19 protein-coding genes are annotated in these 23,193 nt (G+C 64.2%); 13 read left to right on the top strand and 6 right to left on the bottom strand.

Going from position 1 to position 23,193, the window contains the following annotated elements; genetic code table 11:
- Nucleotides 1-71: 71 nt before the first annotated feature.
- Both ACXAED_RS12795 and ACXAED_RS12800 read left to right on the top strand, forming a co-directional pair.
- Complete coding sequence (locus tag ACXAED_RS12795) at nt 72-1,688, top strand: acyl-CoA carboxylase subunit beta (RefSeq protein ID WP_475050305.1); 1,617 nt, start codon at nt 72-74, stop codon at nt 1,686-1,688.
- Nucleotides 1,689-1,698: 10 nt separating this feature from the next.
- Nucleotides 1,699-3,672 (top strand): acetyl/propionyl/methylcrotonyl-CoA carboxylase subunit alpha, encoded by a 1,974-nt coding sequence (locus ACXAED_RS12800; RefSeq protein WP_475050308.1) that lies wholly within the window; start codon nt 1,699-1,701, stop codon nt 3,670-3,672.
- A gap of 72 nt (nt 3,673-3,744) precedes the next feature.
- On the opposite strand, the gene ACXAED_RS12805 is transcribed toward ACXAED_RS12800, so the two are convergent.
- Nucleotides 3,745-4,158: a GNAT family N-acetyltransferase gene (locus ACXAED_RS12805; protein WP_475050310.1), complete on the bottom strand. Its 414-nt coding sequence runs from the start codon at nt 4,156-4,158 to the stop codon at nt 3,745-3,747.
- The gene (locus ACXAED_RS12810) at nt 4,159-4,293 is read right to left on the bottom strand and encodes a hypothetical protein (RefSeq protein ID WP_475050312.1); all 135 of its coding nucleotides are present in this window, start codon (nt 4,291-4,293) and stop codon (nt 4,159-4,161) included.
- A 144-nt stretch (nt 4,294-4,437) separates the two neighbouring features.
- Between ACXAED_RS12810 and ACXAED_RS12815 the strand changes: the two genes are divergently transcribed.
- Together ACXAED_RS12815 and ACXAED_RS12820 are read left to right on the top strand one after the other, a co-directional pair.
- Nucleotides 4,438-6,063 carry a sulfatase-like hydrolase/transferase gene (locus ACXAED_RS12815; protein ID WP_475050315.1) on the top strand — a complete coding sequence of 542 codons (1,626 nt, stop codon included), beginning with the start codon at nt 4,438-4,440 and terminating at the stop codon, nt 6,061-6,063.
- A gap of 131 nt (nt 6,064-6,194) precedes the next feature.
- Nucleotides 6,195-6,845, top strand: a complete 651-nt coding sequence (locus tag ACXAED_RS12820; RefSeq protein ID WP_475050317.1) for a GntR family transcriptional regulator — start codon at nt 6,195-6,197, stop codon at nt 6,843-6,845.
- 66 nt (nt 6,846-6,911) lie between these two features.
- Here the strand turns inward: ACXAED_RS12820 and ACXAED_RS12825 are convergent, their stop codons facing one another.
- Nucleotides 6,912-7,619 (bottom strand): type 1 glutamine amidotransferase, encoded by a 708-nt coding sequence (locus ACXAED_RS12825; RefSeq protein ID WP_475050319.1) that lies wholly within the window; start codon nt 7,617-7,619, stop codon nt 6,912-6,914.
- A gap of 81 nt (nt 7,620-7,700) precedes the next feature.
- On the opposite strand from ACXAED_RS12825, the gene ACXAED_RS12830 reads away from it, so the two are divergent.
- Together ACXAED_RS12830 and ACXAED_RS12835 are read left to right on the top strand one after the other, a co-directional pair.
- Nucleotides 7,701-8,960 (top strand): cytochrome P450, encoded by a 1,260-nt coding sequence (locus ACXAED_RS12830; RefSeq protein ID WP_475050321.1) that lies wholly within the window; start codon nt 7,701-7,703, stop codon nt 8,958-8,960.
- Between the two features lie 110 nt (nt 8,961-9,070).
- On the top strand, nt 9,071-10,360 hold the full coding sequence (locus ACXAED_RS12835; protein ID WP_475050323.1) for a type I glutamate--ammonia ligase: 1,290 nt from the start codon (nt 9,071-9,073) through the stop codon (nt 10,358-10,360).
- A gap of 368 nt (nt 10,361-10,728) precedes the next feature.
- Here ACXAED_RS12835 and ACXAED_RS12840 read toward each other — a convergent pair whose 3' ends face one another.
- Both ACXAED_RS12840 and ACXAED_RS12845 read right to left on the bottom strand, forming a co-directional pair.
- Entirely contained in the window at nt 10,729-12,084 is a 1,356-nt protein-coding gene (locus ACXAED_RS12840) for an aminotransferase class III-fold pyridoxal phosphate-dependent enzyme (protein ID WP_475050325.1), read from the bottom strand.
- Between the two features lie 43 nt (nt 12,085-12,127).
- A complete protein-coding gene (locus tag ACXAED_RS12845) occupies nt 12,128-12,907 on the bottom strand; it encodes an IclR family transcriptional regulator (RefSeq protein ID WP_475050327.1) in 780 nt (259 codons plus the stop codon).
- 172 nt (nt 12,908-13,079) lie between these two features.
- Here ACXAED_RS12845 and ACXAED_RS12850 point away from each other — a divergent pair, with 172 nt between their 5' ends.
- From ACXAED_RS12850 to ACXAED_RS12875, 6 genes are all read left to right on the top strand, one after another.
- Entirely contained in the window at nt 13,080-14,027 is a 948-nt protein-coding gene (locus tag ACXAED_RS12850; RefSeq protein ID WP_475050330.1) for a tripartite tricarboxylate transporter substrate binding protein, read from the top strand.
- Nucleotides 14,028-14,097: 70 nt separating this feature from the next.
- Nucleotides 14,098-14,628 (top strand): tripartite tricarboxylate transporter TctB family protein, encoded by a 531-nt coding sequence (locus ACXAED_RS12855; protein WP_475050333.1) that lies wholly within the window; start codon nt 14,098-14,100, stop codon nt 14,626-14,628.
- Nucleotides 14,629-14,636: 8 nt separating this feature from the next.
- Nucleotides 14,637-16,256, top strand: coding sequence for a tripartite tricarboxylate transporter permease (locus ACXAED_RS12860; RefSeq protein WP_475050336.1), 1,620 nt, complete (start codon nt 14,637-14,639; stop codon nt 16,254-16,256).
- Nucleotides 16,163-17,605: an aldehyde dehydrogenase gene (locus ACXAED_RS12865; protein WP_475053109.1), complete on the top strand. Its 1,443-nt coding sequence runs from the start codon at nt 16,163-16,165 to the stop codon at nt 17,603-17,605. The genes ACXAED_RS12860 and ACXAED_RS12865 overlap by 94 nt, the downstream gene beginning before the upstream one ends.
- A gap of 104 nt (nt 17,606-17,709) precedes the next feature.
- Nucleotides 17,710-18,942 (top strand): Tm-1-like ATP-binding domain-containing protein, encoded by a 1,233-nt coding sequence (locus tag ACXAED_RS12870; RefSeq protein ID WP_475050339.1) that lies wholly within the window; start codon nt 17,710-17,712, stop codon nt 18,940-18,942.
- Between the two features lie 239 nt (nt 18,943-19,181).
- Nucleotides 19,182-21,272 carry a 3-hydroxyacyl-CoA dehydrogenase NAD-binding domain-containing protein gene (locus tag ACXAED_RS12875; protein ID WP_475050341.1) on the top strand — a complete coding sequence of 697 codons (2,091 nt, stop codon included), beginning with the start codon at nt 19,182-19,184 and terminating at the stop codon, nt 21,270-21,272.
- Nucleotides 21,273-21,455: 183 nt separating this feature from the next.
- Here ACXAED_RS12875 and rpe read toward each other — a convergent pair whose 3' ends face one another.
- A complete protein-coding gene (rpe, locus tag ACXAED_RS12880; RefSeq protein WP_475050343.1) occupies nt 21,456-22,145 on the bottom strand; it encodes a ribulose-phosphate 3-epimerase in 690 nt (229 codons plus the stop codon).
- A 216-nt stretch (nt 22,146-22,361) separates the two neighbouring features.
- On the opposite strand from rpe, the gene phnC reads away from it, so the two are divergent.
- A complete protein-coding gene (gene phnC, locus ACXAED_RS12885) occupies nt 22,362-23,180 on the top strand; it encodes a phosphonate ABC transporter ATP-binding protein (protein ID WP_475050346.1) in 819 nt (272 codons plus the stop codon).
- Nucleotides 23,181-23,193: the final 13 nt, after the last annotated feature.

The raw sequence follows: 23,193 nt of genomic DNA on the forward strand, positions 1-23,193 counted from the left end.
AAACGAAGTGCCCGCCCATGGGGGCGGCCGGGCACTGCCCGGCTTCGCCGGGCGAAAGGCGGGGGATTGCAATGACAGCCTTCGAAACCAAAATCAGCCCCGGCAGCGAAACCTTCGCCCAGAACCGCGAGGACATGCTGGCCCTGGTCAAGCGGATGCGTGATTTGGAGGCTCGTGCGGCGGCAAAATCCGAAGAGCGCCGCCCGGTCTTCGACAAGCGCGGTCAGCTGTCGCCGCGGGAGCGGGTCTCAGCATTGCTGGATCCGGGGCTGCCGTTCCTGGAACTCTACAACATGGCCTCCTACCTGGTGGATGATCCGGACCCGGAGACCTCGATCCCCGGCGCCTCGATCATCCTGGGGATCGGCTTTGTCGAGGGGGTGCGGACGATGGTCTTTGCCGATGATGCCGGGATCAACGCGGGTGCGATGACGCAGAAATCGGTGGACAAGGCGCTGGGCGCAATCGCCATTGCCGAGCGGCAGAAACTGCCCTTTATCCACCTGGTGGAAAGTGCCGGCGCCGACCTGATGCGTTACACGGTGGAGCTGTGGGCGCATGGCGGCGGCATGTTTGCAGGGCTGGCGCGGCTGTCGGCGGCGGGCATCCCGGTGATCACGGTGCTGCATGGCGCCTCCACCGCCGGCGGGGCCTATCAGCCGGGCCTGTCGGACTATGTGATCGGGGTCAAGGGCAACGGCATGGCGATGCTGGCGGGTGCGGCGCTGGTGCAGGCCGCGACTGGCGAGGTGGCGCAGGACGCGGATCTTGGCGGCGCAGAGATGCATGCTTCAACCACCGGGCTGGTGGAGTATCTGGCAGAGGATGACGCCCACGGGATCGAAATCGCCCGCGAGGTGGTAGCCGGGCTGGTCTGGACGCCCTGCGCGCCCGCACTGCCGGATTATGCCGAGCCGGTGCTGCGGCCTGACGAGATCGCCGGTGTGGTGCCGGCGGATTACCGCAAGCCGTACGATATGCGCGAAGTGGCGGCTCGGATCGCCGACGGATCTGACCTGCGTGAATTCAAGCCGGGCTTCGGTCCGGCCACGCTTTGCCTGCAGGCACGGATCATGGGGCAGCCGGTCGGCCTCCTGGGCAACAACGGCCCGCTGGATCCGGACGGGGCGGCCAAGGCCACGCATTTCCTGCAGGCGATGGATCAGGCCGGTACCCCGGTGGTTTTTCTGAACAACACCACCGGTTACATGGTCGGCACCGCATCAGAGCGCGCAGGCATGATCAAGCACGGCGCCAAGATGATCCAGGCGGTCACCAACCTGCGGGTGCCCAAGATAGCTCTCTATACCGGGGCCAGCTTTGGGGCAGGGAACTACGGCATGTGCGGCTATGCCTTCGGTGCCGATTTCCTGTTCACCTGGCCCAATGCGATGACCGGTGTGATGGGCGGCGAGCAGGCGGCGCTGACGATGGAGCAGGTTGCCAGGCGCACGGCGGCGCGCAAGGGAGTGGAACCGGACGAAAAGCGGCTCGCAGCGCAGCGCGCCAGGATCACTGCGCATTTCGACGGGCAGTCGGACGCCTTCTATACCTCCGGGCGGGTGCTGGACATGGGGATGATCGATCCGCGCGACACCCGCCGGGTGATCGGCTTCTGTTTGCAAACCTGCCAGGAGGCTCGGGCGCGGGAACTTAACCCGAACAGCTTTGGCGTAGCGCGGATATGACGGGGGCGGGATGAGCAGTTTTGACACGATCCTAGTGGCCAACCGCGGCGAGATCGCGCTGCGGGTGATGCGCACGGCGCGGGCAATGGGGCTGAAAAGCGTTGCGGTTTACACCGATGCGGATGCTGCCAGCCCGCATGCGGATTTTGCCGATGTCTCCATCCGCATCGGCGCAGGCCCGGCGGCGGACAGCTATCTGTCGATAGACAAGGTCATCGCGGCCGCCAGGGAGGCGGGTGCCGGGGCGGTGCATCCGGGTTACGGTTTCCTGTCGGAGAACGCAGATTTGGCCCGTGCTTGTGCGGCCGCCGGGCTGGTCTTCATTGGCCCGTCTCCCGAAGCGATTGCCCTGATGGGAAACAAGGCTGCGGCCAAGCGGAAGATGATTACGGCAGGTGTTCCTTGCATACCCGGCTACGAGGGCGCGGATCAGGCGGCAGATGTGCTGGCGGCGGAAGCCGCCCGGATCGGCTTTCCGGTGATGATCAAGGCAGCCGCGGGCGGCGGCGGCAAGGGGATGCGGCTGGTGCAGCAGGCGGCGGAGTTCAGCGCTGCGTTGGAGCTGGCCCGCAGCGAGGCGCTGGCGGCTTTCGGCTCCGATGAGATGATCCTGGAAAAAGCGCTGAAGCGTCCGCGGCATGTGGAGGTGCAGGTGTTTGGAGACACCCAGGGCCATGTGATCCATTTGGGCGAGCGCGATTGCTCAGTCCAGCGCCGCCATCAGAAGGTGGTGGAGGAGGCGCCAAGCCCGGCCGTGGACGGTGCCTTGCGCGCCCGGATGGGAGCCGCGGCGGTCAAGGCCGCGCAGGCGATTGGCTATCAAGGGGCAGGCACGGTTGAGTTCCTGCTGGATCAGGGCGGCGATTTCTATTTTCTGGAGATGAACACCCGGCTGCAGGTGGAGCACCCGGTGACCGAGATGATCACTGGGCTGGATCTGGTGGAAATGCAGATCCGGGCGGCCTGGGGCGAGCCCTTGGGGCTAGCGCAGGAGGATGTGCGGATGGAGGGCCACGCCATCGAGGTGCGGCTCTATGCGGAGGACCCGGCGCAAGGCTTTCTGCCGCAGGCCGGGCGGATCGCGCAGTGGCAGCCCCCCAGCGGCGATGCCATCCGGGTTGATGAGGGGATCGCTGCGGGGCAGGAGGTTTCCGCTTTCTATGACCCGCTGCTTGCCAAGCTGATTGCGCATGGCCGGACGCGGGAAGAGGCACGGCAGCGGCTGATGGCTGCGCTGCGGGATTGCGTGCTGTTCGGGCCCGCGTGCAACCGGGACTTCCTGCTGGAGGTTCTGGCTCATCCGGAGTTCGCGGCAGGGGAGGCCGCTACTGATTTCATCGCCAACCATTTCCCGGACGGGCTGGAGGCGCCTTTCACCGCCAGTGACATGGCTTTGGCGGCAGCGCTGGTCTTCCGCGCGCAACAGCAGCGGTGCGCCGCAGCTGGCGGCGTGGCACCGGAAATGCTAGGCTGGTCGAGCCAGGGCGGCTTGCGGTCCTCTATGCGCCTGGAGTGCGACGGGGAAACCCATAAACTTCAAATCCTTGAAGAACCGGGGCAGCTGACTGTGGCCGGCGGGGACTGGCAATGTCGCGTTACGGGGCAAGGCAGCGGCCTGCGGGTTGACGGCAGGCGGGCGGACCTCAGGTCCTGGGTGATGGACGGCGGCACGCTGCAGGTGGCAACCGGCAAGCGGATATTCGCAATCACCCGCCTGCGGGCGGCAGCTGGTGCAGGTACTGGCAGTCAGGCAGGGCAAGTCGTTGCGCCCATGCACGGGCTGCTCCGGGAGGTTTGTGTTGCCCAAGGCGACAGGATTGCCGCGGGCAGCCGCCTTGCAGTGTTGGAGGCAATGAAGATGCAGCATGAAATCCTGGCGGAAGCGCCGGGCACTGTCGCGGCTGTTACGGGGCGCGCGGGCTTGCAGGTTCAAGCCGGGCAGCTGCTGCTTGAAGTCATCCCGCAGGACGAGGACGCCACGTGACAGGGCAGCAGTAACCTCCCGCCCGTCGCTGGTGCATTGAAAATGCCCCGCTCCCGTTGGGCCCGGCGGGCTTCAGGTTTCCGCAGGGGGCCAGCGCCCGCAATACTGCAAAACATCGTTCGGGTACCGGTTGTCCTGGATCTGGAAGTGGGTCAGGCCCGCCAGTTCAAAACCGTGCCGGAGATAAAAGGCAATGGCGCGATTGTTCTGCGGGTTGGCCGCAAGCCACGGTGCGTCCCATACGTTTGAAAGGCAAGTTTGCAGTCCGGCGTCAAGAAGACACCACCCGATGTTTCGCCCCTGATGCCGGGGCTGAACATAGAGTGTCGAAATCTCGGTGCGGGAGGGGCCGCCGGCCGGGCTCGGCCTGCCGTGGGTGATCCGGATGTAACCGTCGATACCTTCCTGGTTTTGCGAAACAATCAGGTGTTCTGCCGGATCTTGCAGGGCTTCGATAAAATGCCCCGGCGTGTAAGTGCCTAGCACCTACTCTGAAAAGCCCCTGTTGATCCCGTTGCGCAAATATGTGCCCAGCCAGACCTCGATGGAGAGGGCGGCCAGGCTGGCGCAGTCGTCCTCGGTGGCGGGCCGTAGGGAAGCAGCGGGGAGGGCCGGGGTCATGCTGGCGTTCAATATTTCGTTTTCAAAACTGGTTTCGCAATGTCCGCCACTGTTGCGCGTCCTCTGCACGGCGGTCAATGAAATACCCTCGTCAAGGTTGCTTCACGTGTTTAATAATGCCGCAGCACTGTGCGGGAGGCACCGATGAACATTCTCTACATCATGTTCGACCAGTTGCGGTTCGACTACCTGAGCTGCGCAGGCCATCCGCATCTGCACACCCCGCATATCGATGGCCTTGCGGCCAAGGGGGTGCGCTTTAGCCGCGCTTATGTTCAGTCGCCCACCTGCGGTTCGTCCCGGATGTCGAGCTATACCGGGCGCTACCCCTCCAGCCACGGGGTGCAGTTCAATAGCTACCCTTTGCGGGTGGGCGAGTGGACCATGGGCGATCATCTTCGCAAGGCAGGCATGGGCTGCCACCTGATTGGCAAGACACACATGGTGGCGGACGCCGAAGGAATGCAGCGGCTGGGACTGGCGCCGGACAGCGTGATCGGCGTGCGCCAGTCGGAATGCGGGTTCGACCCCTGGGTCCGCGATGACGGGCTGTGGGCGGAAGGGCCGGACGGGTTCTATGACAGTAAGCGCAGTCCCTACAATGAATACCTGAAGGAGAAGGGCTACCCGGGAGAAAACCCGTGGAACGACTTTGCCAATGCCGGCATGGAGGGCAATGACATCGCCTCCGGCTGGTTCATGGTTAATGCAGACAAGCCGGCCAATATCGCCGAGGAAGACAGCGAAACCCCCTGGCTGACCACCCAAGCGATGGAGTTCATCGCCCAGGCGGAAGGCCCCTGGTGTGCGCATCTGAGCTATATCAAGCCGCATTGGCCCTACATCGTGCCCGCGCCTTACCACGATATGTACGGGCCGCAGCATGTGCTGCCGGCGGTGCGTTCGGAGGCAGAGCGCGAAGGCGCGCATCCGGTCTTCGAAGGCATGATGAGCAGCCAGATCGGTAAGACCTTCAGCCGGGACGAGGTGCGGCAGAAGGTGATCCCCGCGTACATGGGACTGATCAAGCAGGCTGACGACCAGATGGGGCGGCTGTTCGCCTGGTTGGAGGAAACCGGCCGGATGCAGGACACGATGATCGTGGTGACCTCGGACCATGGCGATTACCTGGGCGATCATTGGCTGGGGGAAAAGAACCTGTTCCACGAGCCGTCGATCAAGGTGCCGCTGATCGTCTATGACCCGCGCGCGGAGGCTGATCCCACCCGCGGCACCGCCTGCGATGAACTGGTGGAGGCGATCGACCTCCTGCCGACTTTCCTGGAGGCGGCGGGCGGGGAACCGGCGCCGCATATCCTGGAAGGGCGCTCTCTGATGCCGTTCCTGCGCGGGGAAAGCCCGGACTGGCGGGACTTTGCGATTGCAGAGTTCGACTATTCCACCATGCCGCTGTGTGAGAAACTGGGTCTGGAACCCGCGGACGCGCGCCTGTTCATGGTAACCGACAAGCGCTGGAAGTTCATGCATGCGGAGGGCGGGCTCCGGCCGATGCTGTTCGATATGGAAAATGACCCTGAAGAGCTGGTGGACCTGGCCAAGGACGGCAAACATCAGGAGATCATCGGTCTGATGTATGACCGCTTGCTGGAGTGGGGGCTGCGGATGTCCCAGCGGATCACCCTGTCCGATACGCAGATCAAGGCGCGCCGCGGCAAGTCGGGGCGCAAGGGCATTCTGCTGGGGGTCTATGAGCCGGATGAGTTGGCGCCTGAATTGACGGAAAAATACCGGGGCCCGGTACCGCAGTAGCCGCCCTGCCTATTCACCTTTGCAGAAATACTCCGGGGGAGCCCGCAGGGCGGGGGCAGCGCCCATCTGCCTGCGTTGCCATGCGGCGGGCGGGCTCTTAGGGTGTCCGGACGGGTAATGCAGGCGGAACAATGGCAGGTCAGACAGAACAGGTTCTGAACGCGATCCTTGAGGATATCGAGGCGGGCCGCCTGGTGCCGGGCGCGCCGCTGGAGGAAAGCGAACTGGTGGAGCGTCATGGCGTTTCCCGCACGCCGGTCCGGGAGGCCTTTATCCAGCTGGAGGCGATCGGGCTGATCAAGCGGCTGCCGCGCAAGGGGGCGGTGCTGTTCAAACCGACGCTGGAAGAGTTTCTGGCGATCCTGGAAGTGCATGCGCGGCTGGAAGGTCAGGCGGCAGAGCTGGCGGCGCGGCGCTTGTCTCCGGCGCAGGCCAGAGCGCTGGAGGCGGCAGTGGCCGCTTGTGAGAAGCATGCTTCGGAAAAGGGCGATGGCGATCCGGCGGGGTACTACCAGCTGAACCTGCGCTTTCATGCCTGTGTGGCTGAAGGCTCGGGCAATCCGTTCCTGGTCGAGATGATCAAGACCAACGCGCGCAAGCTGATGGCCTATTACCGGGCGCGCTACCGGTATCCCGGTGTGATCGCGCAGTCCGCCAGGGAGCACCGCGAGATTGCCGCGCTGATCCTTGCACATGACCGGAAAGGCGCAGAGACGGCGATGATCGCGCATGTTCAGTTTGACCAGGTCACGGTGATGGATCTGCTGGCAGCGCTGGGCTGAAATTGCGGTGAACGGAGCCTGACGGCTCCGTGCCTGCGGCGCGAGTATTTGGGCAAAGGTGAAGCCTTAGCGGGCCGCCTGCTCAAAGAATTGCGCGAGGCTTTCCGCAAACACCTGTTGGTCAGCGTGCTGCCTGAGGCTGTCTATGGCGGCAGCATAAGTCTCCGGGCCCAGTTGGTCCCGCATTTCTTCAGTCAGCGCGAGGATAAAGCTGCGGGTCATTTCCGGGTGGTGCTGAGTGGTGAAGATGTGGCGGTCCAAGGTGAAGCCCGTGTTAATGCCGTCTCTTTCACTAAAAGGGGTTGCGCCGTCAGGCAGGGTTCTGACGCACTCGCAGTGGGAGCCGTAAAGCTTCACTTCCTCCGGCAGGGCTGCGGCCCAGTGCGGGCGGTGCAGCAGCCGGTTGCGAGTGAGCCCATGAACCCAGCCATCAGGGTTGCGGTCCAGGCCGCCGCCGAGGGCCTGCGCGATGGCCTGATGGCCAAAGCAGGCGCCGAACAGCGGGAAATGGCGGGCATGCACCTCACGGATCAGCGCCAGAAGCCGGGTCACCCAAGCCGCGCCGGAGCGGACCGAGGCGGGGCTGCCGGTGATCATTGCACCGTCGTGCTCAAGCAGGTCCCGTGGAAACTCTCCGTCCTTTACGGCGAATACCGTGGTGCGCCAGTCCGGCCGCGCCATTTGGATCAGGCTGGTGAATTTCTCACCGTCCTTCGGGTGCCTATGAGCAAATTCGCTTTCGTCGGTGTTGGTCATCAATATGGCCAAATGCATGAGACGGCTCGCAAGATTTCATTTTACATATTTATGATGGTTATTAATATACATTGAGCCAGCAGGATAGGAAAGCCCGCGATGACAGTTTGGACCCCGACGGATGACGGCTATGCGGATCTGAGCAGCCATGACGCGTTTGCAGATGGCGCGCCGCACAACACCTTTGCCCGGCTCCGGCGCGAGGATCCGCTGCATTGGACAGAATATGCGGGCGGCGAGAACTTCTGGTCGGTGACCCGCTATGAGGACATCACGGTGATGAACAAGAACACCGAAGTGTTCTCTTCGGCGCGTGGGATCCGGATGGAGGATCAGTCCTACGAGGAATACCTGGCGCGGCGCACCTTTCAGGAGACCGACCCGCCGGAGCATTCCAAGGTGCGGATGAAACTGCTGAAGGCATTCTCCAAGACCACAATGGCGCAGTATGAGCAGGATATCCGCGACTTGTGCGCGGATATTCTGGACCAAGCGCTGGCCAAGGGAGAGTTTGACGCCACAAAGGAGATCGCCCGCCAGCTGCCGATGCGGATGCTGGGCCGCGTTGTGGGCCTGCCGGAGGCGGACCTGCCCTGGCTGGTGGAGAAAGGTGATGCGCTGATTGCCAACACGGACCCGGATTTCACCTCCCATGTGCTCGACAAGATGCAGACGGATGAGTTCCGGATGATGCCCTTCAACTCGCCCGCCGGGGCGGAGCTGTATGTCTATGCCAAGGAGCTGATGGAAGAGAAGGCGCGCAAGGGCGATACCTCGGGCGTGCTGAACCTGATCCTGGAGCCGGCCAAGGACGGCTCGGTCATTACCGAGACCGAGTTCCGCAATTTCTTTTGCCTGCTGGTGGCGGCAGGTAACGACACCACGCGGTATTCGATTGCCGCGGGCATACAGGCGATGTGCCACCAGCCGGAGCTGCTGGCGCAGATGCAGGCGGGCGGTGCGGTCTGGGACACTGCGGCGGATGAGATCATCCGCTGGGCGACGCCCGCGCTTTACTTCCGGCGCACCGCGACGCGGGATCATGAAATGCACGGCAAGACCATCCGCGCGGGCGACAAGGTTCTGTACTGGTTCGTCTCGGCCAACCGGGACGAGGCGCAGTTCGGCGATCCATTTCACGTGAATCTGCACCGCAGCCCGAACCGGCATTTGTCTTTCGGGCAGTTCGGCCCGCATGTCTGCCTGGGCATGTGGCTGGCACGGCTGGAGGTCACGGTGCTGTTTCAAGAACTCGCCAAGCGCATTAGGCGTATCGAGGCCGCCGGGCCGCATAAGTTCCTGCGCTCGAACTTCGTCGGCGGCATCAAGGAGTTGCCGGTCAGGGTGGAGACGGCGTAGCGGCCGGGCCTCCCCGCAGGAAAGACTCTGCGAAAACCGCTAAATATGTTAAGCAATAGAGCACGGGAAGCCGCTGCCGAAGACTGTCCAGCAGGGAAGGACCTTGAGCCATGAAGACCCGCTTGCGTGCGATGTTCTGTGACCACCTCAGCATCATGCGGGGGAAGTATCTGCCCAATTCCAAGATCGGTGACGGCAGCACGCGGTTCTGCCGGTCGGTCTTTGGCACCCATTACGACAAGGACCTGCTGGATGCGCCGGGCGCGATGGTGAAACAGGGGCTGCCGGATATGGAGCTGAAGTGGCTGCATGACGATATCCGCGACAGCTGGCATGCCTCGACCAAGGTGGTGCTGGGTGACCTTTTTGACGACGAGGGCGAGCCGCTGGCGCTGTGCCCGCGCCGGGCGCTGAAGCGGGCCGTCGCGGATTGGCAGCAGCACGGGCTGACCCCGAAGGTCGGGATTGAACTGGAGGCTTTCGCTCTGCAGGCGGACGACCGGGGGCGGCTGATGCCCTACGATGCGCCTGGTGGTGTTGTGTACGGCACCGGACCTTTTGCCGATCCCTTGCGCTTCAACGACCGGATCTGGGCGATGGCGGATGACATGGGCTTCTCGCTCGACATGATCACCGCAGAATTCGACAGCCCGCAGTTCGAATACACGCTGACCTTCGATGACGCGGTGAAGGCAGTGGATGACATCGTTCTGTTCCGCCTGATGGCGCGTGAGGTGGCGCTGGAATACGGCATCGTGCTGACGTTTATGCCGAAACCGGTGGCTGAGGCCGGAGGATCGGGGATGCATATCAACTTCTCCTTCCTGGACGAGGCGGGCGGCAATGCGCTGTCTGCGGGACCGCGGGGCGGGCCGGAGCATATGAACGATCTGGCGCGCGGCTGCCTGGCAGGGCTTTTGCATCACCACAAGGGGCTGGCGGGGCTGATTGCGCCCACCGCCAACAGCTATATGCGGCTGCAGCCGGGGTCGCTGTCGGGCTACTGGCGCAACTGGGGCGGCGACCACCGCAATGTGACGACGCGGATCAGTTCCGAAGGCGGTGCCAAGGCGCGGCTGGAGCACCGGACGGCGGATGCTTCGGCCAATCCCTACACGGCGGTGGCGTCGGTGCTGCAGGCCGCGCGGCTGGGGGTGGAGAACGGCCACCAGCTGCCGCCGATGGAGACCGGCGACGGGTTCGACCGCACCGATGCGCGCGAGGGCACGGCGGTGGACCTGAAGGGCGCAATGAATGATCTGGAACGGGACACCGCATTGGCAGAGGCCGTTGGCGCGGAACTGGTCGCCAACCACGTCTTCATGAAACGCAAGGAAGTGCGCAAGACCCGCGACCTGGAAGGCGAGGGAATGCGCGATTTCTACGTGCATTTCATTTGACGCACTCAACGCTGTCTATGTGAGGCCCGCGCGGGCAGGGAAATCCGGTTCGGTGCAAGGGGTCCGAAGTGCCCTGCCGGATCTGGCGGAAAGCGGCGGAGGACAAGCTGCCTCGATTGCGGCCCGAAAATCGCCCGCCCCCGGACGGTCTGTCTGCGGAGGCCTCTGAAGCAAAGATCTCAGTGGCTTCCGAAGGTTATGCAGCACGCGCCGCTGCGGCAGCTGCGCCTGTTTCCGTATCGCGCCACCGCGCCGCGTCAGCGGCGCCGCCGGAGGCGCGGGCCCGAAGCATGTGCTTCGGGCCCGCCATGGCATCTGGTGGCGCCCGGACCTGCCGGCCCGGGCGCGGGCGGTGTTTGCAGCTGCCGTCAGCTCACCGCCGCAAAGCCTGCATCCAGGGCAGAGAGGATGGTGTCCGCCTCTGCCTCGTTCAGCACCAGCGGCGGCGACAGGATGATGTTGGGGCCGGAGACCCGCACCATGGCACCGGCCTCATAAGCTGTTTCCTGCAGCTTGCCGATGGTCTTCTTGTCCACCGCGGCCTTTGTGGTGCGGTCGGACACCAGTTCCATCGCGCACATCAGGCCGTGGCCGCCGCGCACGTCACCGATGAGATCGTACTTCTGCTGCAGCGCCAGCAGGCCCTGGTGGATTTGGGTGCCGCGGGCGGCGGCGTTTTCCGGAACGTTCAGGCGCAGGGTTTCCGCAAGGCAGGCGAGGGCTGCAGCCGCGCCGACAGGGTGGCCGGAGTAAGTATAGCCATGTCCGATGGCCGCCTTGCCGGTGGCATCCTTCTCGAAGGTCTCTGTCATATGGTCCGCGATCATCACAGCGCCAAACGGGAAGTACCCGTTGGTGATCGCCTTGGCGGTTGCCATCATGTCGGGCTGCACGCCCCAGTGGCGCGAGCCGCTCCATGAGCCGGTGCGGCCGAAGGCGGTGATCACCTCATCCGCAATCAGCAGGATGCCGTGCTTCGAGCAGATCTCACGCACGCCGGGCATGAAGCTCTTGTGCGGCGGGATCACCCCGCCTGCGCCCAGGATGGGTTCCATGATGAAGGCGGCAATGGTGCCCGCGCCCTGAAAGGCTATCTCATCCTCCAGCGCCTGCAGGCAGAGTTGGGCCAGCCGCTCCGGATCGGTCTCGTTGAACGGGTTGCGGTAGGTGTAGGGGGCCGGGATGTGGTGGCAGCCGGGCAGCAGCGGCTCATACTGGGTTCGGAAATTGGCGTTGCCGTTCACCGAGGCGCCGCCCATGTGGGTGCCATGGTAGCCTTTCTTGAGGCTCAGGAACTTGGTGCGGCCCTCTTGGCCGCGGATCTTGTGGAATTGGCGGGCCAGGCGCAGGGCGGTTTCCACTGAATCTGAGCCGCCTGAAGTGAAGAAGGCACGGGTGAGACCGTCGGGCGCGAAGAACTTGCGCAGCTCCTCGGCCAGCTGGATCACCTGATCGTTCGTGGTGCCGCGGAAGGTGGAGTAGTAGGGCAGCACATCCAGCTGAGCGGCGATTGCGTCCTTTACCGGCTGGCAGGAGAAGCCGAGGTTCACGTTCCACAAGCCGCCGACCGCATCGATCACCTCGTGCCCGTCGATGTCGGTGATCTTCACCCCCTGGGCGGAGGTGATGATCGCGGGCGGGTTGGCCAGGCTGTCGCCGGGATGGGCCATCGGGTGCCAGAGGGATTTGGCGTTGTGTTCTTTCAAAAAATTGGAGTCTTTCATGGGGGCAGCTCCTGGATGCGGCCCATTCAGGGCCGGTAAAAGTTCAAGCGGTTTCTTCCTGCGGGTAGTCCGCGGGGGCAGAACCGCCGATGCGATGGGTGAGGGTGGCACCCGCGCGGCGCAAGGCCGCCGGGATCAGCTGTTTCTGCTCCGCCGTCATGCGCGAAACAGGCGCGGCCACGGCCAGCGCGCCGATCACCTGGCGGTCCGAGCCAAAGACCGGAACCGCGTGGGAGTGCACGTCGGCCTCAAACCCGCCGATCGACTGGGCCAGGCCGGTGGCCCGCACCTCCGTCAGCTGGGCGCGGATTTCCTGCGGGTCGGTGATGGTCTCGGGTGTGTGGATCTTCAGCGGTTGTGCCAGCGCGTCCTCAACGAAGCCGGGATCTGCGTAGGCCAGCACGGCCAACCCGGAACTGGTGCCGTGGAAAGTCAGCACCTCGGCGTCCTCCATCATAACCTTGGTGGCGTGGCGCGGGGAATAGGCGTGCGACAGCGAGTTCAGCTGACTGCCTTGCAGCAGCGACAGGTGGGTCGTTTCACCAGTCTCGTCGCTCAGGTCGCGCAGCACACGGCGCGAGACCGACAGGATCGGGACCGCCGCCTCGCGCAAGGCGGCCAGCCGCAGAACCTGCGGGCCGAGCCGGTACATGCGGTCGCCGTCGGTTTGCTCAACAAAGCCCGATTCCTGCAGCTCGCTCATCAGCCGGTAGACGGTTGCCTTGTTCATGCCCGACAGGCGTGTGAGGTCGCTGAGCCCGATTCCGGTCCGGCCGTGGTTGAAATGCGTCAGTAATGACAAGGCTTTGGATACCGTTCCCATGCGCTTGCCCAATCTCCCTGTTTGGTCTTGGCGGGCGGTGCCTTCTGAAAAAGTCGCACCCGTGATGCAATTTTGTTGACAGATAAGCGGGCGGCCTGTCAATCTAAATTCAAACCAACGGTTCGCATAATGAACCATGCAAGGTGATTGGTGACAAACTGGGAGGAAAGACATGAAACTCAAGACCCTCATGAAAGGGGCGGCCGCAGCGGCGGCGCTGGGGCTGAGCGCGGTTGCAGCGCAGGCCGAGTATCCGGAGAAGCCGGTGAACTTTATCGTGCCCTGGCCACCGGGTGATTTGGAGGACGTGCTGACCCGGATGATCGCCGAGGATTTTCAGAACGAATACGGCGTTGCGGCAGCGGTTGTGAATAAGCCGGGCGGCGGCGGCGGGCCGTTTCCTGGAGCAATCGAAGTCGCCAATGCGCCGGCGGATGGCTACACCATCGGCTCCTTCGTGATCGGGGTGCCGGTGATGGGCCACCAGATCGACATTCCACCGCTGACACCTGAGAAATTCGACCCGCTCGGGATCTTTCTGACATATCCCTTTGTAATCGCCGCCTCAGGCGAGGCGCCTTACAGCTCGATGGAAGAGCTGGCGGCCTATGCCAAGGAAAACGACGTGGCATTGGGCCACTTTGGCGACGTGCTGACCCCGACCCAAGTGACCAAGGCCTATGCCAAGAACGCGGGCTTTGAGTGGGGGTCGGACGCTGCATTTGACGCGCTGGACTGCAATACGCTGGCCTCTGGCGATGCGGATGTGATCAACACCACGCTGCAGCTGGTGCTGCCCTGCCTGGATCAGATCAAGGTGCTGGTCTCGATCACCGACGAACGCATCCCGCTGGCCCCCGACGCTCCGACTATCGGCGAGCTGGACGAGAGCCTGAACATCGCCCTGTGGAACGGTCTGTTCGTGACCAAGGACACCCCGCAGGATGTGCGCGATAAGATCATCGCGGTCGCCGAGAAAACGGTGATGAGCGAGCGCGCTCAGAATGTCGCCAAGGAAACCGGCGCGCTGGTCTATTGGCAGGGCGCCGACGACAGTGCGGCGCGGGTTGCAAACGACATCGACACGATGGCCCGCATCGGCGGCCTGCTGTCGGAATAATCCTCCCCCTGCACCGGGGCCCTGATCGGCCCTGGTGCCCTCATCCCCGTACGGACAAAGTACTCCTCTGATGCCTTCGGAACGAGAACGCCGCTTTGCTGGACCCAGGCGCGGACAGCTTGTCTTTGCCTTGGCTATGGTCGGCGCTGCACTGCTGCTGCTGGTCCTGATCACGGATCAGACCGCCTGGGTCAAGAAGACCAAACTGTTTGCCCAGCCCCGCTTCTGGCCTGCCGTAGCCATTGGCGGCATGGTGCTGCTCGGCGGCTTGCATCTCTACAAACTGCCCTGGCGGCGGGTCAGCCGCTATGACCTGTGGGAGGTCAAGCGCTGGGGGCAGGTGTTTGAATTTGCCGGCTGGTTCATGGGCTACGTCATGCTGGTGCCGGTCATCGGCTATCTGCCCGTGACGCTGGTGTTTGTGCCGCTGCTGAGCTGGCGGATGGGCTACCGCAGCCCCTTCATGCTGTGGACAAGCGCGGTGTTTGCGGTGGTGGTGGTGGTGCTGTTCAAGGCCTTCCTGTCGGTGAAAATCCCGGGCGCGCTGATCTATGAGTATCTGCCGGGATCGTTGCGCAGTTTCTTTATTCTCTATCTCTGAGCCCCGTCATGGACCTGATCCTCTCTGCAATAGACATCCTGATGCGCTGGGACGTGGCGCTGGCGCTGCTGGCGGGTTCGGTGGGCGGCGTTCTGATCGGCGCCATTCCCGGCGTTGGCCCTGCGGTGGCAATTGCGATCCTGCTGCCCGCGACCTTCTCAATGGATCCGATTGTCGGCTTGACCGTGCTGCTGGGCATCTACGGCTCCTCAATGTACGGCGGTGCGATCCCGGCGATCCTGATAAACACGCCCGGCACCGCGGTTAATGCGCTGACCACCTATGACGGCTATCCGATGACCGCGCGGGGAGAGCCCAGGCGCGCGCTTAGCCTGGCCTATTCCGCCAGCTTCTTTGGCGGCATCTTCTCGGTGATCTGCCTGATCCTGTTCGCGCCGGTCCTGGCCAAGATCGCGCCGATGTTCGGCTCCCGCGAGATCTTCATGGCGGCGTTGCTGGGCCTCATTCTGGTGGTGGTCGCCCACCGCGGGCAGGCGCTGATTGCAGGCACCTTGGCCTGTTTCGGCATTTTCCTGCAGACCATCGGGCTGGAGCCTGTGAAATATACCCAGCGCTACACCTTCGGGCAGGATTTCCTGGGTGGCGGCATCAACCTGATTGTCGTCGTGCTGGGCCTGTTTGCGATCTCGCAGGCCTTCGTGCTGCTGACGGACGAAGACGAGAAGGTGCGCATGACCCGCCTGCGCGGCGGCATGTTCCAGGGCCTGCGCGAGCTGGCGCGCCATCCGCGGGTGGCCGGGGTCTCTGCCACCTTCGGCGTGCTGATGGGAATGATCCCCGGCGTGGGCGAGTTTACCGCGCAGTTCATGTCCTACACCTATGCCCAGAAAACCTCGAAACGGCCGCAGGACTTCGGCAACGGCTCTTCCGAGGGGCTGATCGCGGCGGAGACCGCCAACAATGCGGTGCCCGCCGCTGCCATGGTGCCTTTGCTGGCGCTGGGTATCCCGGGCGAGGCGCTGACGGCGATGATGCTGTCGGTGTTTTACGTTCACAACGTGGTGCCGGGGCCGGGGCTGTTTCAGAACGACATGGATTTCGTCGTCGCGCTCTACCTGGCGCTGCTGGTGCTGAATGTCCTGGTCCTTGCTTTCCTGCTCTTTGCTACCAAGTCGCTGATCCAGGTGGTGCGCATCCCAAACCGGTTCCTTGGCGTCTGTATCCTGACGCTCAGCTTCGTCGGGGTTTACTCCCTGCGCAACTCCGCCACCGACTGCGTGATGGCGGCGGGCTTTGGCATCCTCGGCTTTATCCTTAAGCGCCTGTCGCTGCCCTCGGTGCCGATCATCCTGGGCATGGTCCTGGGCGGCATCATGGAGGTGAAACTGCGCGCGGGCATGGCAAGGGTGAAGGAACCCCTCGATTTCATTGACCGCCCGGTGGCGTTTATCCTGTTTCTACTCATCATCATCGTTCTGGCGGTCCACACCCTGCGGGTGCTGAAGGACCGGAAGGAACTGAAGGAGGCCGAATGGCAGACCAATCGCGCATCGACAAGCTTCGGCAGCTTGATGTGGCGCCGCAGAAACTCTTTCTTGAAGGATCATGGCAAGAAGGTACGGGCCAGACACTCGAAGTTGCTTCGCCGGTTGACGGATCTGTTCTGACGACGCTGGCAGGCGCTTCTGCCACGGACGTCGAAAACGCTGTCGCTTCGGCGCGGCGGGCATTTGAGGACCGCCGCTGGGCGGGACAGAGTCCCGCCGCCCGCAAGCAGGTGCTGCATCGGATCGCCGACCGGATCGCGGCCGAGGCGGTGGAGCTGGCCGTGCTGGGCGTGCGCGACAACGGCACAGAGTTCAATATGGCGCTGAAGGCCGAGCCGGGATCGGCTGCTGGCACCTTCCGTTACTACGCCGAGGCGCTGGACAAGGTGGCGGGCGAGGTCGCGCCGACCGCGCCGGACGTGCTGGGGCTGGTGCACCGGATGCCGGTGGGTGTGGTGGGGGCCATCGTGCCCTGGAACTTCCCGCTGATGATCGGCGCCTGGAAGCTGGCGCCGGCCTTGGCGATGGGCAATTCGGTGGTGCTGAAACCGGCGGAAACCGCCTCCTTATCTTTGCTTAGGCTGGCGGAGATCTGCTCCGAATGCGGTCTGCCGGACGGGGTGCTGAACGTGGTAACCGGCTCCGGCGTCGAGACCGGCGCGGCGCTGGCGGCGTCAAGCGGCGTGGATGTGCTGGCCTTCACCGGCTCCGGCGCGACGGGCCGGAAGCTCCTCGAAGCTTCGGCGCGGTCGAACCTCAAGCGGTGTTATCTGGAGCTGGGCGGCAAGTCCCCCAACATCGTTTTTGCGGATGCACCGAACCTCGCGAAGGCGGCGAAAGTCTCTGCCGCGGGTATCTTCCGCAACTCCGGACAGGTCTGCATCGCCGGCTCCCGGCTGCTGGTGGAGGCGTCGATCCACGATGAGTTCGTCGCAATGCTGAAGGCCGAGGCGGAGGCGCTGCGGGTGGGCGATCCGCTGGATCTGGACACCCAGATCGGGGCAGTGAACTCCGAGGATCAGCTGCGCCGCAACCTGTCCTTCATGGACATGGCGCGGGCCGAGGGCGGGCAGGTGGTGACTGGCGGCCAGCGCATATTGGAGGACACCGGCGGCACCTATATGGCGCCGGCCATCGTCACCCGCGTCGCGCGCGACCACGCGCTGTTCCAGCGGGAGGTGTTCGGTCCGGTGCTGGCAGTCACCAAATTCGAAACCGAAGAGGAGGCGCTGAGCCTGGCCAATGCTACCGCTTACGGCCTGGCGGCCGGGGTCTGGACGGAAAACCTGTCCCGGGCGCACCGGATGGTCGCAGGTATCCGTGCCGGGGTGGTGCATGTGAACACCTATGGCGGCTCGGACAACACTGTGCCGCTTGGCGGTGTCGGCCAGTCCGGCAACGGACATGACAAGTCGATGCACGCGCTGGACAAATACACCGATCTGAAGACCGCATGGATTCAGCTGTGATGCAGGTTTTGCCGGGGCAACACCTGCAGCCTCCGGCGGGAGTATTTGGGGAAAGATGAAGGGGCGGCCTCGCTGCACAGAGCAGGCCGGAGGGAGGACGGAATATGACGGTCAAAACGATCTTGGTTGCCGGGACATATGACACCAAGGACGATGAACTGGGATATCTGGCGGAGGTCATCCGCGGGCAGGGCGGCAAGGTATTGACGATGGATGTGAGCGTGCTGGGTGACCCCGCCCGCCCCGCGGATGTCAGCAAGCATGCAGTGGCAGAGGCCGGCGGCAGCTCGATCAAGGCGGCGATTGCGTCCGGTGATGAAAATACCGCCATGCAGATCATGGGCGCGGGGGCGGCGGCCAAGGCGCTGGAACTGTACCAGGCTGGGCGCATCGACGGGGTGATCGTGCTGGGCGGTACCATGGGCACCGATCTGGCGCTGGACTTGTGTGCGGCGCTGCCTGTTGGGGTGCCGAAGTACATCGTTTCCACCGTTGCCTTTTCGCCGCTGATGCCGCCGGAGCGGATCCCGGCGGACGTGCAGATGATCCTGTGGGCAGGCGGGCTTTATGGGCTGAATTCGATCTGCAAGGCGTCGCTCAGCCAGGCGGCTGGTGCAGTGCTGGGGGCGGCCCGGGCGGTGGAGCCGCCCAAGCGGGACAGGCCCCTGATCGGCATGACCTCATTCGGCAAAACGGTGTTGCGGTACATGGTGACGCTGAAACCGGCGCTGGAGGCGCGGGGGTTTGAGGTCGCCGTGTTTCACGCCACCGGAATGGGCGGGCGCGCGTTTGAGAGCCTGGCGGCTGAGGGCGCCTTTGCCGCGGTGATGGATTTCGCGCCGCAGGAGATCTCGAACCACCTGTTCGGCGGGTTGTCGGCAGGAGCGGACCGGATGACCAATGCAGGCCGCGCCGGCACACCGCAGCTGGTCGCGCCGGGCTGCTATGATCTGGTGGATTTCGTCGGCTGGCAGGCAACGCCCGCGCCGCTGAAGGGGCGGGAGACCCATGCTCATAATCGATTGCTGACCTCCGCAATGCTGGAAGCGGGCGAGCGGCGGCAGGTGGCGCAGGCTGTCTGCGGCAAGCTGGCGGCGGCCCAGGCGCCGGTGGCGGTGCTGCTGCCTGCCGGCGGCTGCAACGAATGGGACCGCCCCGGCGCGCCGCTGCACGACGCGGCGGGGCTGGCGGCCTTTTGTGATGAGATGCGGCGCAGCTGCCCGGAAAACGCCAGCCTGCATGAACTGGATTGCCATATCAACGACGCAGCGTTTGCGGACAAAGCACTGGAGATCCTCAACTCTTGGATCGCCAGCGGCATTGTGAAAGGCGGCTGAGCCGTCAGCCGCACTGTCCGGAGGCGCAGTCTCTGGCTGACGTGTTTCAAGAAGTTTGATTTTTACCTGCATTCTGTTACGTAACTCCGGCAGCGCAGCGGCTGCGGCCCGGTGCATTGTGACGCGGGGTCCGTTGGCGCGCGGCGGATTTTGGGGCTTGGCGCGAAGACGGCCGCCGTGCCTAATCAGTTGGGGCGCGGGTCTGCATCATCGGCCCCCGCAGGAGAGAGGAAGACCGGATGAGTGAAGCCATTGCATATGAGCGCGTGGGCGATATCGCCGTTCTGAAGGCGCAGAACCCGCCGGTGAACGCGCTGGGCGTGGATGTGCGCAAGGGGCTGCTGGCCGGGATCGAACGCGCCGAAAGCGAAGGTGCCAAGGCGGTTCTGATCTATGGCGAGGGCAAGACCTATTTTGCCGGCGCCGACATCCGGGAATTCGGCAAGCCGCCGCAGGAGCCCTGGCTGCCCGGGCTGTGCAGCCGGATCGAGGCCACGCCGCTGATCGTGGTCTCTGCCATGCATGGCACCGCGCTGGGCGGTGGGCTGGAAGTGGCCTTGTCCTCGCATTACCGGATCGCGGTGCCCTCGGCCAAGATGGGGCTGCCAGAGGTGAATCTGGGCATTCTGCCCGGCGCCGGCGGCACCCAGCGGCTGCCGCGGGTTGCAGGAACGGAAGCGGCGCTGGAGATGATCACCACCGGCCGCCACGTCAGCGCGGCGGAGGCGCTGGAGAAGGGCATCATCGACCGGATCGAAGAGGGCGGGCCGCGCGATATCGGCCTTGCATATGCGCAGGAGCTGCTGGAACAGGACGCACCGCGCCGGGCCGTGGGTGAAATGCCCGCGCCTGAGCCGGTTGATTTCGATGCCGTCTATGACGCCACGCTGAAGAAAGGCCGCGGCCAGCTGTCGCCTGCGGTGGCGGTTCGCGCGGTGCAGGCAGCGGCTGAAGCGGAGAGCTTTGATGCCGGGCTGAAGCGGGAGCGCGAGCTGTTCATGGAGCTGATGGACTCCGATCAGCGGCAGGGTCTGATCCACGCTTTCTTCTCGGAACGCGCGGTCAGCAAGCTGCTGGAACTGGAAGGCGTTGCGCCGCGAGAAGTCGCCTCGATGGGGGTGATCGGCGGAGGCACCATGGGCGCGGGCATCGCCACCGCGGCCCTGCTGGCGGGGCTGCCGGTGGTGCTGATCGAAATGACGGATGAGGCGGTGACGGCGGCGCGCGGCCGGATCGAGGGCAACCTGAAAGGCGCCCTTAAACGCGGTAAGATCAGCCAGGCGCAGTACGATCAGTTGACTGGCGAGGCGCTGACAGTGGCGACGGATTACGCCGCGCTGTCCGAGGTAGACCTGGTGGTCGAAGCGGTGTTCGAGGACATGGGCGTCAAGCGCGAGGTTTTCGGCAAGCTCGACGCCCATTGCAAGGCCGGCGCGGTGCTGGCGACGAACACCTCCTACTTGGACGTGGACGAGATTGCCGCGGCGACGTCCCGCCCGCAGGATGTGATCGGCCTGCATTTCTTCTCGCCCGCGCATGTAATGAAGCTGCTGGAAGTCGTCGTGGCGGAGAAAACCGCGCCAGAGGTTCTGGCCACCGGGTTCGCGCTGGGCAAACGGTTGAAGAAAGTCGCGGTCCGCTCCGGCATCTGTGACGGGTTCATCGGCAACCGGATCATGAATGCCTACCGCAAGGCGGCGGAATACGTGGTGCTGGACGGCGCCTCGCCCTATCAAGTGGACAATGTGGTGACCGGTTTCGGCTTCCCGATGGGGCCGTTTGCCATGGGCGATCTGGCGGGACTCGACATCAACTGGGCCGCCCGCAAGCGCCGCGCGCCCACCCGCGACCCGCGCGAACGGGTGCCGCGGTTCTACGAGATGCTGTGCGAAGGCGGTGATTTCGGTCAGAAGACCGGCAAGGGCTTTTATGTCTACGAAGAGGGCCGGCGCGGCGGCGTGCCGAATCCGGAGGTGGCGGAGCTGATTACCAAGGATCAGGAGCAGCAGGGCGTCACTCCGCGGGAGTTCTCTGATGCAGAGGTGCTGCGCCGCTACATGTGCGCCATGGTCAATGAGGCGGCCAAGGTGGTGGGCGAGGGCATCGCCCGGCGCCCGCTGGACGTGGATATGGTGATGCTGTTCGGCTATGGCTTCCCGCGGTTCTGGGGCGGACCGCTGAAATGGGCGGATCTGCAGGGGCTGGATGGTATCCTGGCCGACATCAGGTCCTATGCGGCAGAGGATGATTTCTTCTGGCAGCCCGCGCCGCTGCTGGAGCAGCTGGTGGCTGAGGGAAAAACCTTCGACTCACTGAACAAAGGCAGCTGAGCAGGCGGGCGGGCGCACTTCCGGCCCGTCGAGGGCCATCAGGGCGCGGCCCGGCTTTGCCGGGCGGGGCGCGCAAACGCTGGCCGTATCACGAAAAAGCGCCGCGCGGAACGCGCGGCGCCTGGCCCAACAAGAGCGGCGCATATTTGATGCGCTTGGCGATTAGCGGGAGTGCCCCGTGCTTTAGACCCACGTGCCTTTTGTGGCGGCACGGATCTTGCTGATGTTCTCGCCATAGACCTCAGGGGTGTTGACCGAGCCGCCCTTGAAGACGGCGGAACCTGCGACCAGCACGTCAGCGCCGGCTTCGGCCACCAGCGGCGCGGTGGCCGGGTCGACGCCGCCGTCGATCTCAATATGCACCGGGCGGTCGCCGATCATCGCGCGCAGACGGCGGATCTTGGCGGTCATGTCGATGAACTTCTGGCCGCCGAAGCCCGGGTTCACGGTCATCACGCAGACCAGATCAGTGAGGTCCAGGAGGTGCTCCACCGCCTCGGCCGGGGTGCCGGGGTTCAGCGCAACACCGGCCTTCATGCCAGCGCCGCGGATCGCTTGCAGGGTGCGGTGGATGTGGGGGCCCGCCTCGAAATGCGCGGTCAGCACATCGGCGCCGGCATCTGCGTAGGCGTCGATGTAGGGATCCACCGGCGCGATCATCAGGTGCACGTCCATCACCGTCTTCACATGCGGGCGGAACGCTTTCACCGCCTGCGGGCCAAAGGTGAGGTTCGGCACGAAATGCCCGTCCATCACATCCACATGCACCCAGTCGGCGCCCTGCGCTTCGATGGCCCGGATCTCCTGGCCGAAGTTGGCGAAATCAGCAGACAGGATGGAGGGCGCGATCTTGATGTTGCGGTCAAAGGACATCTGGCAGCTTCCTTTTGCAAAGGGAATTGAGGAGTCGAAGGGCATATAGCCTCTGCAGCCCCGCCTGGACAGGGGCAGAATGCCGGCAAGGCCGGTTTCACGATGCGCAACGCCCGCGGGTTGCGCCGGGCCGCGTTACAAAACTTTCACGGCAGTGACACATGAGGTTTGAGCGGAGGCACTAGGCAATCCCCGAACGACAAGGGAGCGCCACCCGTGCTGCGCATAGAGAAACTGACCAAGAAATTCGGCGACAAGACCGCAGTGGACGCGGCCTCGCTGGACATCGACAAACCGTGCATGATCGGCATCATCGGCCGCTCCGGCGCGGGCAAATCGACGCTGCTGCGGATGCTGAACCGGCTGGAAAACGCCAGCGAAGGCCGCATTCTGTTTGAGGGCCGCGAAATCACCGGGCTGAAGGGCCGGGACAAGCGCGCCTGGCAGTCCGACTGCGCGATGATCTTTCAGCAGTTCAACCTGGTGCCGCGGATGGACGTGGTGTCGAACGTCCTGCATGGCACGCTGAACCGCCGCAATGCGATGGCGACGCTGTTCAACCTCTATCCGATGGATGACATTCACCAGGCGATCGACATCCTGGACCGTCTGGGCATCGCTGAACATGCTGCCAAGCGGGCCGAAGCGCTGTCAGGCGGGCAGCAGCAGCGGGTGGCGATCGCCCGCGCGCTGATGCAGGACCCCAGGATCATCCTGGCGGATGAGCCGATTGCATCGCTCGATCCGATGAACGCCCAGACCGTGATGGAGGCGCTGCGCCGCATTCACGAAGAAGACGGGCGCACCGTCATTGCCAACCTGCACACGCTGGACACCGCGCGCCGCTATTGCGACCGGGTGGTTGGCATGCGCGACGGGCGCATTGTGTTCGACGGGCTGCCGGAACAACTAACCACGGGCGTGGCCCGCGAAATTTATGGCGCCGGAGCGGATTTCTCCGAGGCCGCCACTTCGACCGAGATCGAGACGCTGGAAAAGACGGACGCCATGCGCGCCGCCATTCCCGCCGAGTAACCCCGAACCGTTT

The sequence above is a fragment of the Leisingera sp. ABM4_103 genome (assembly GCF_056158685.1).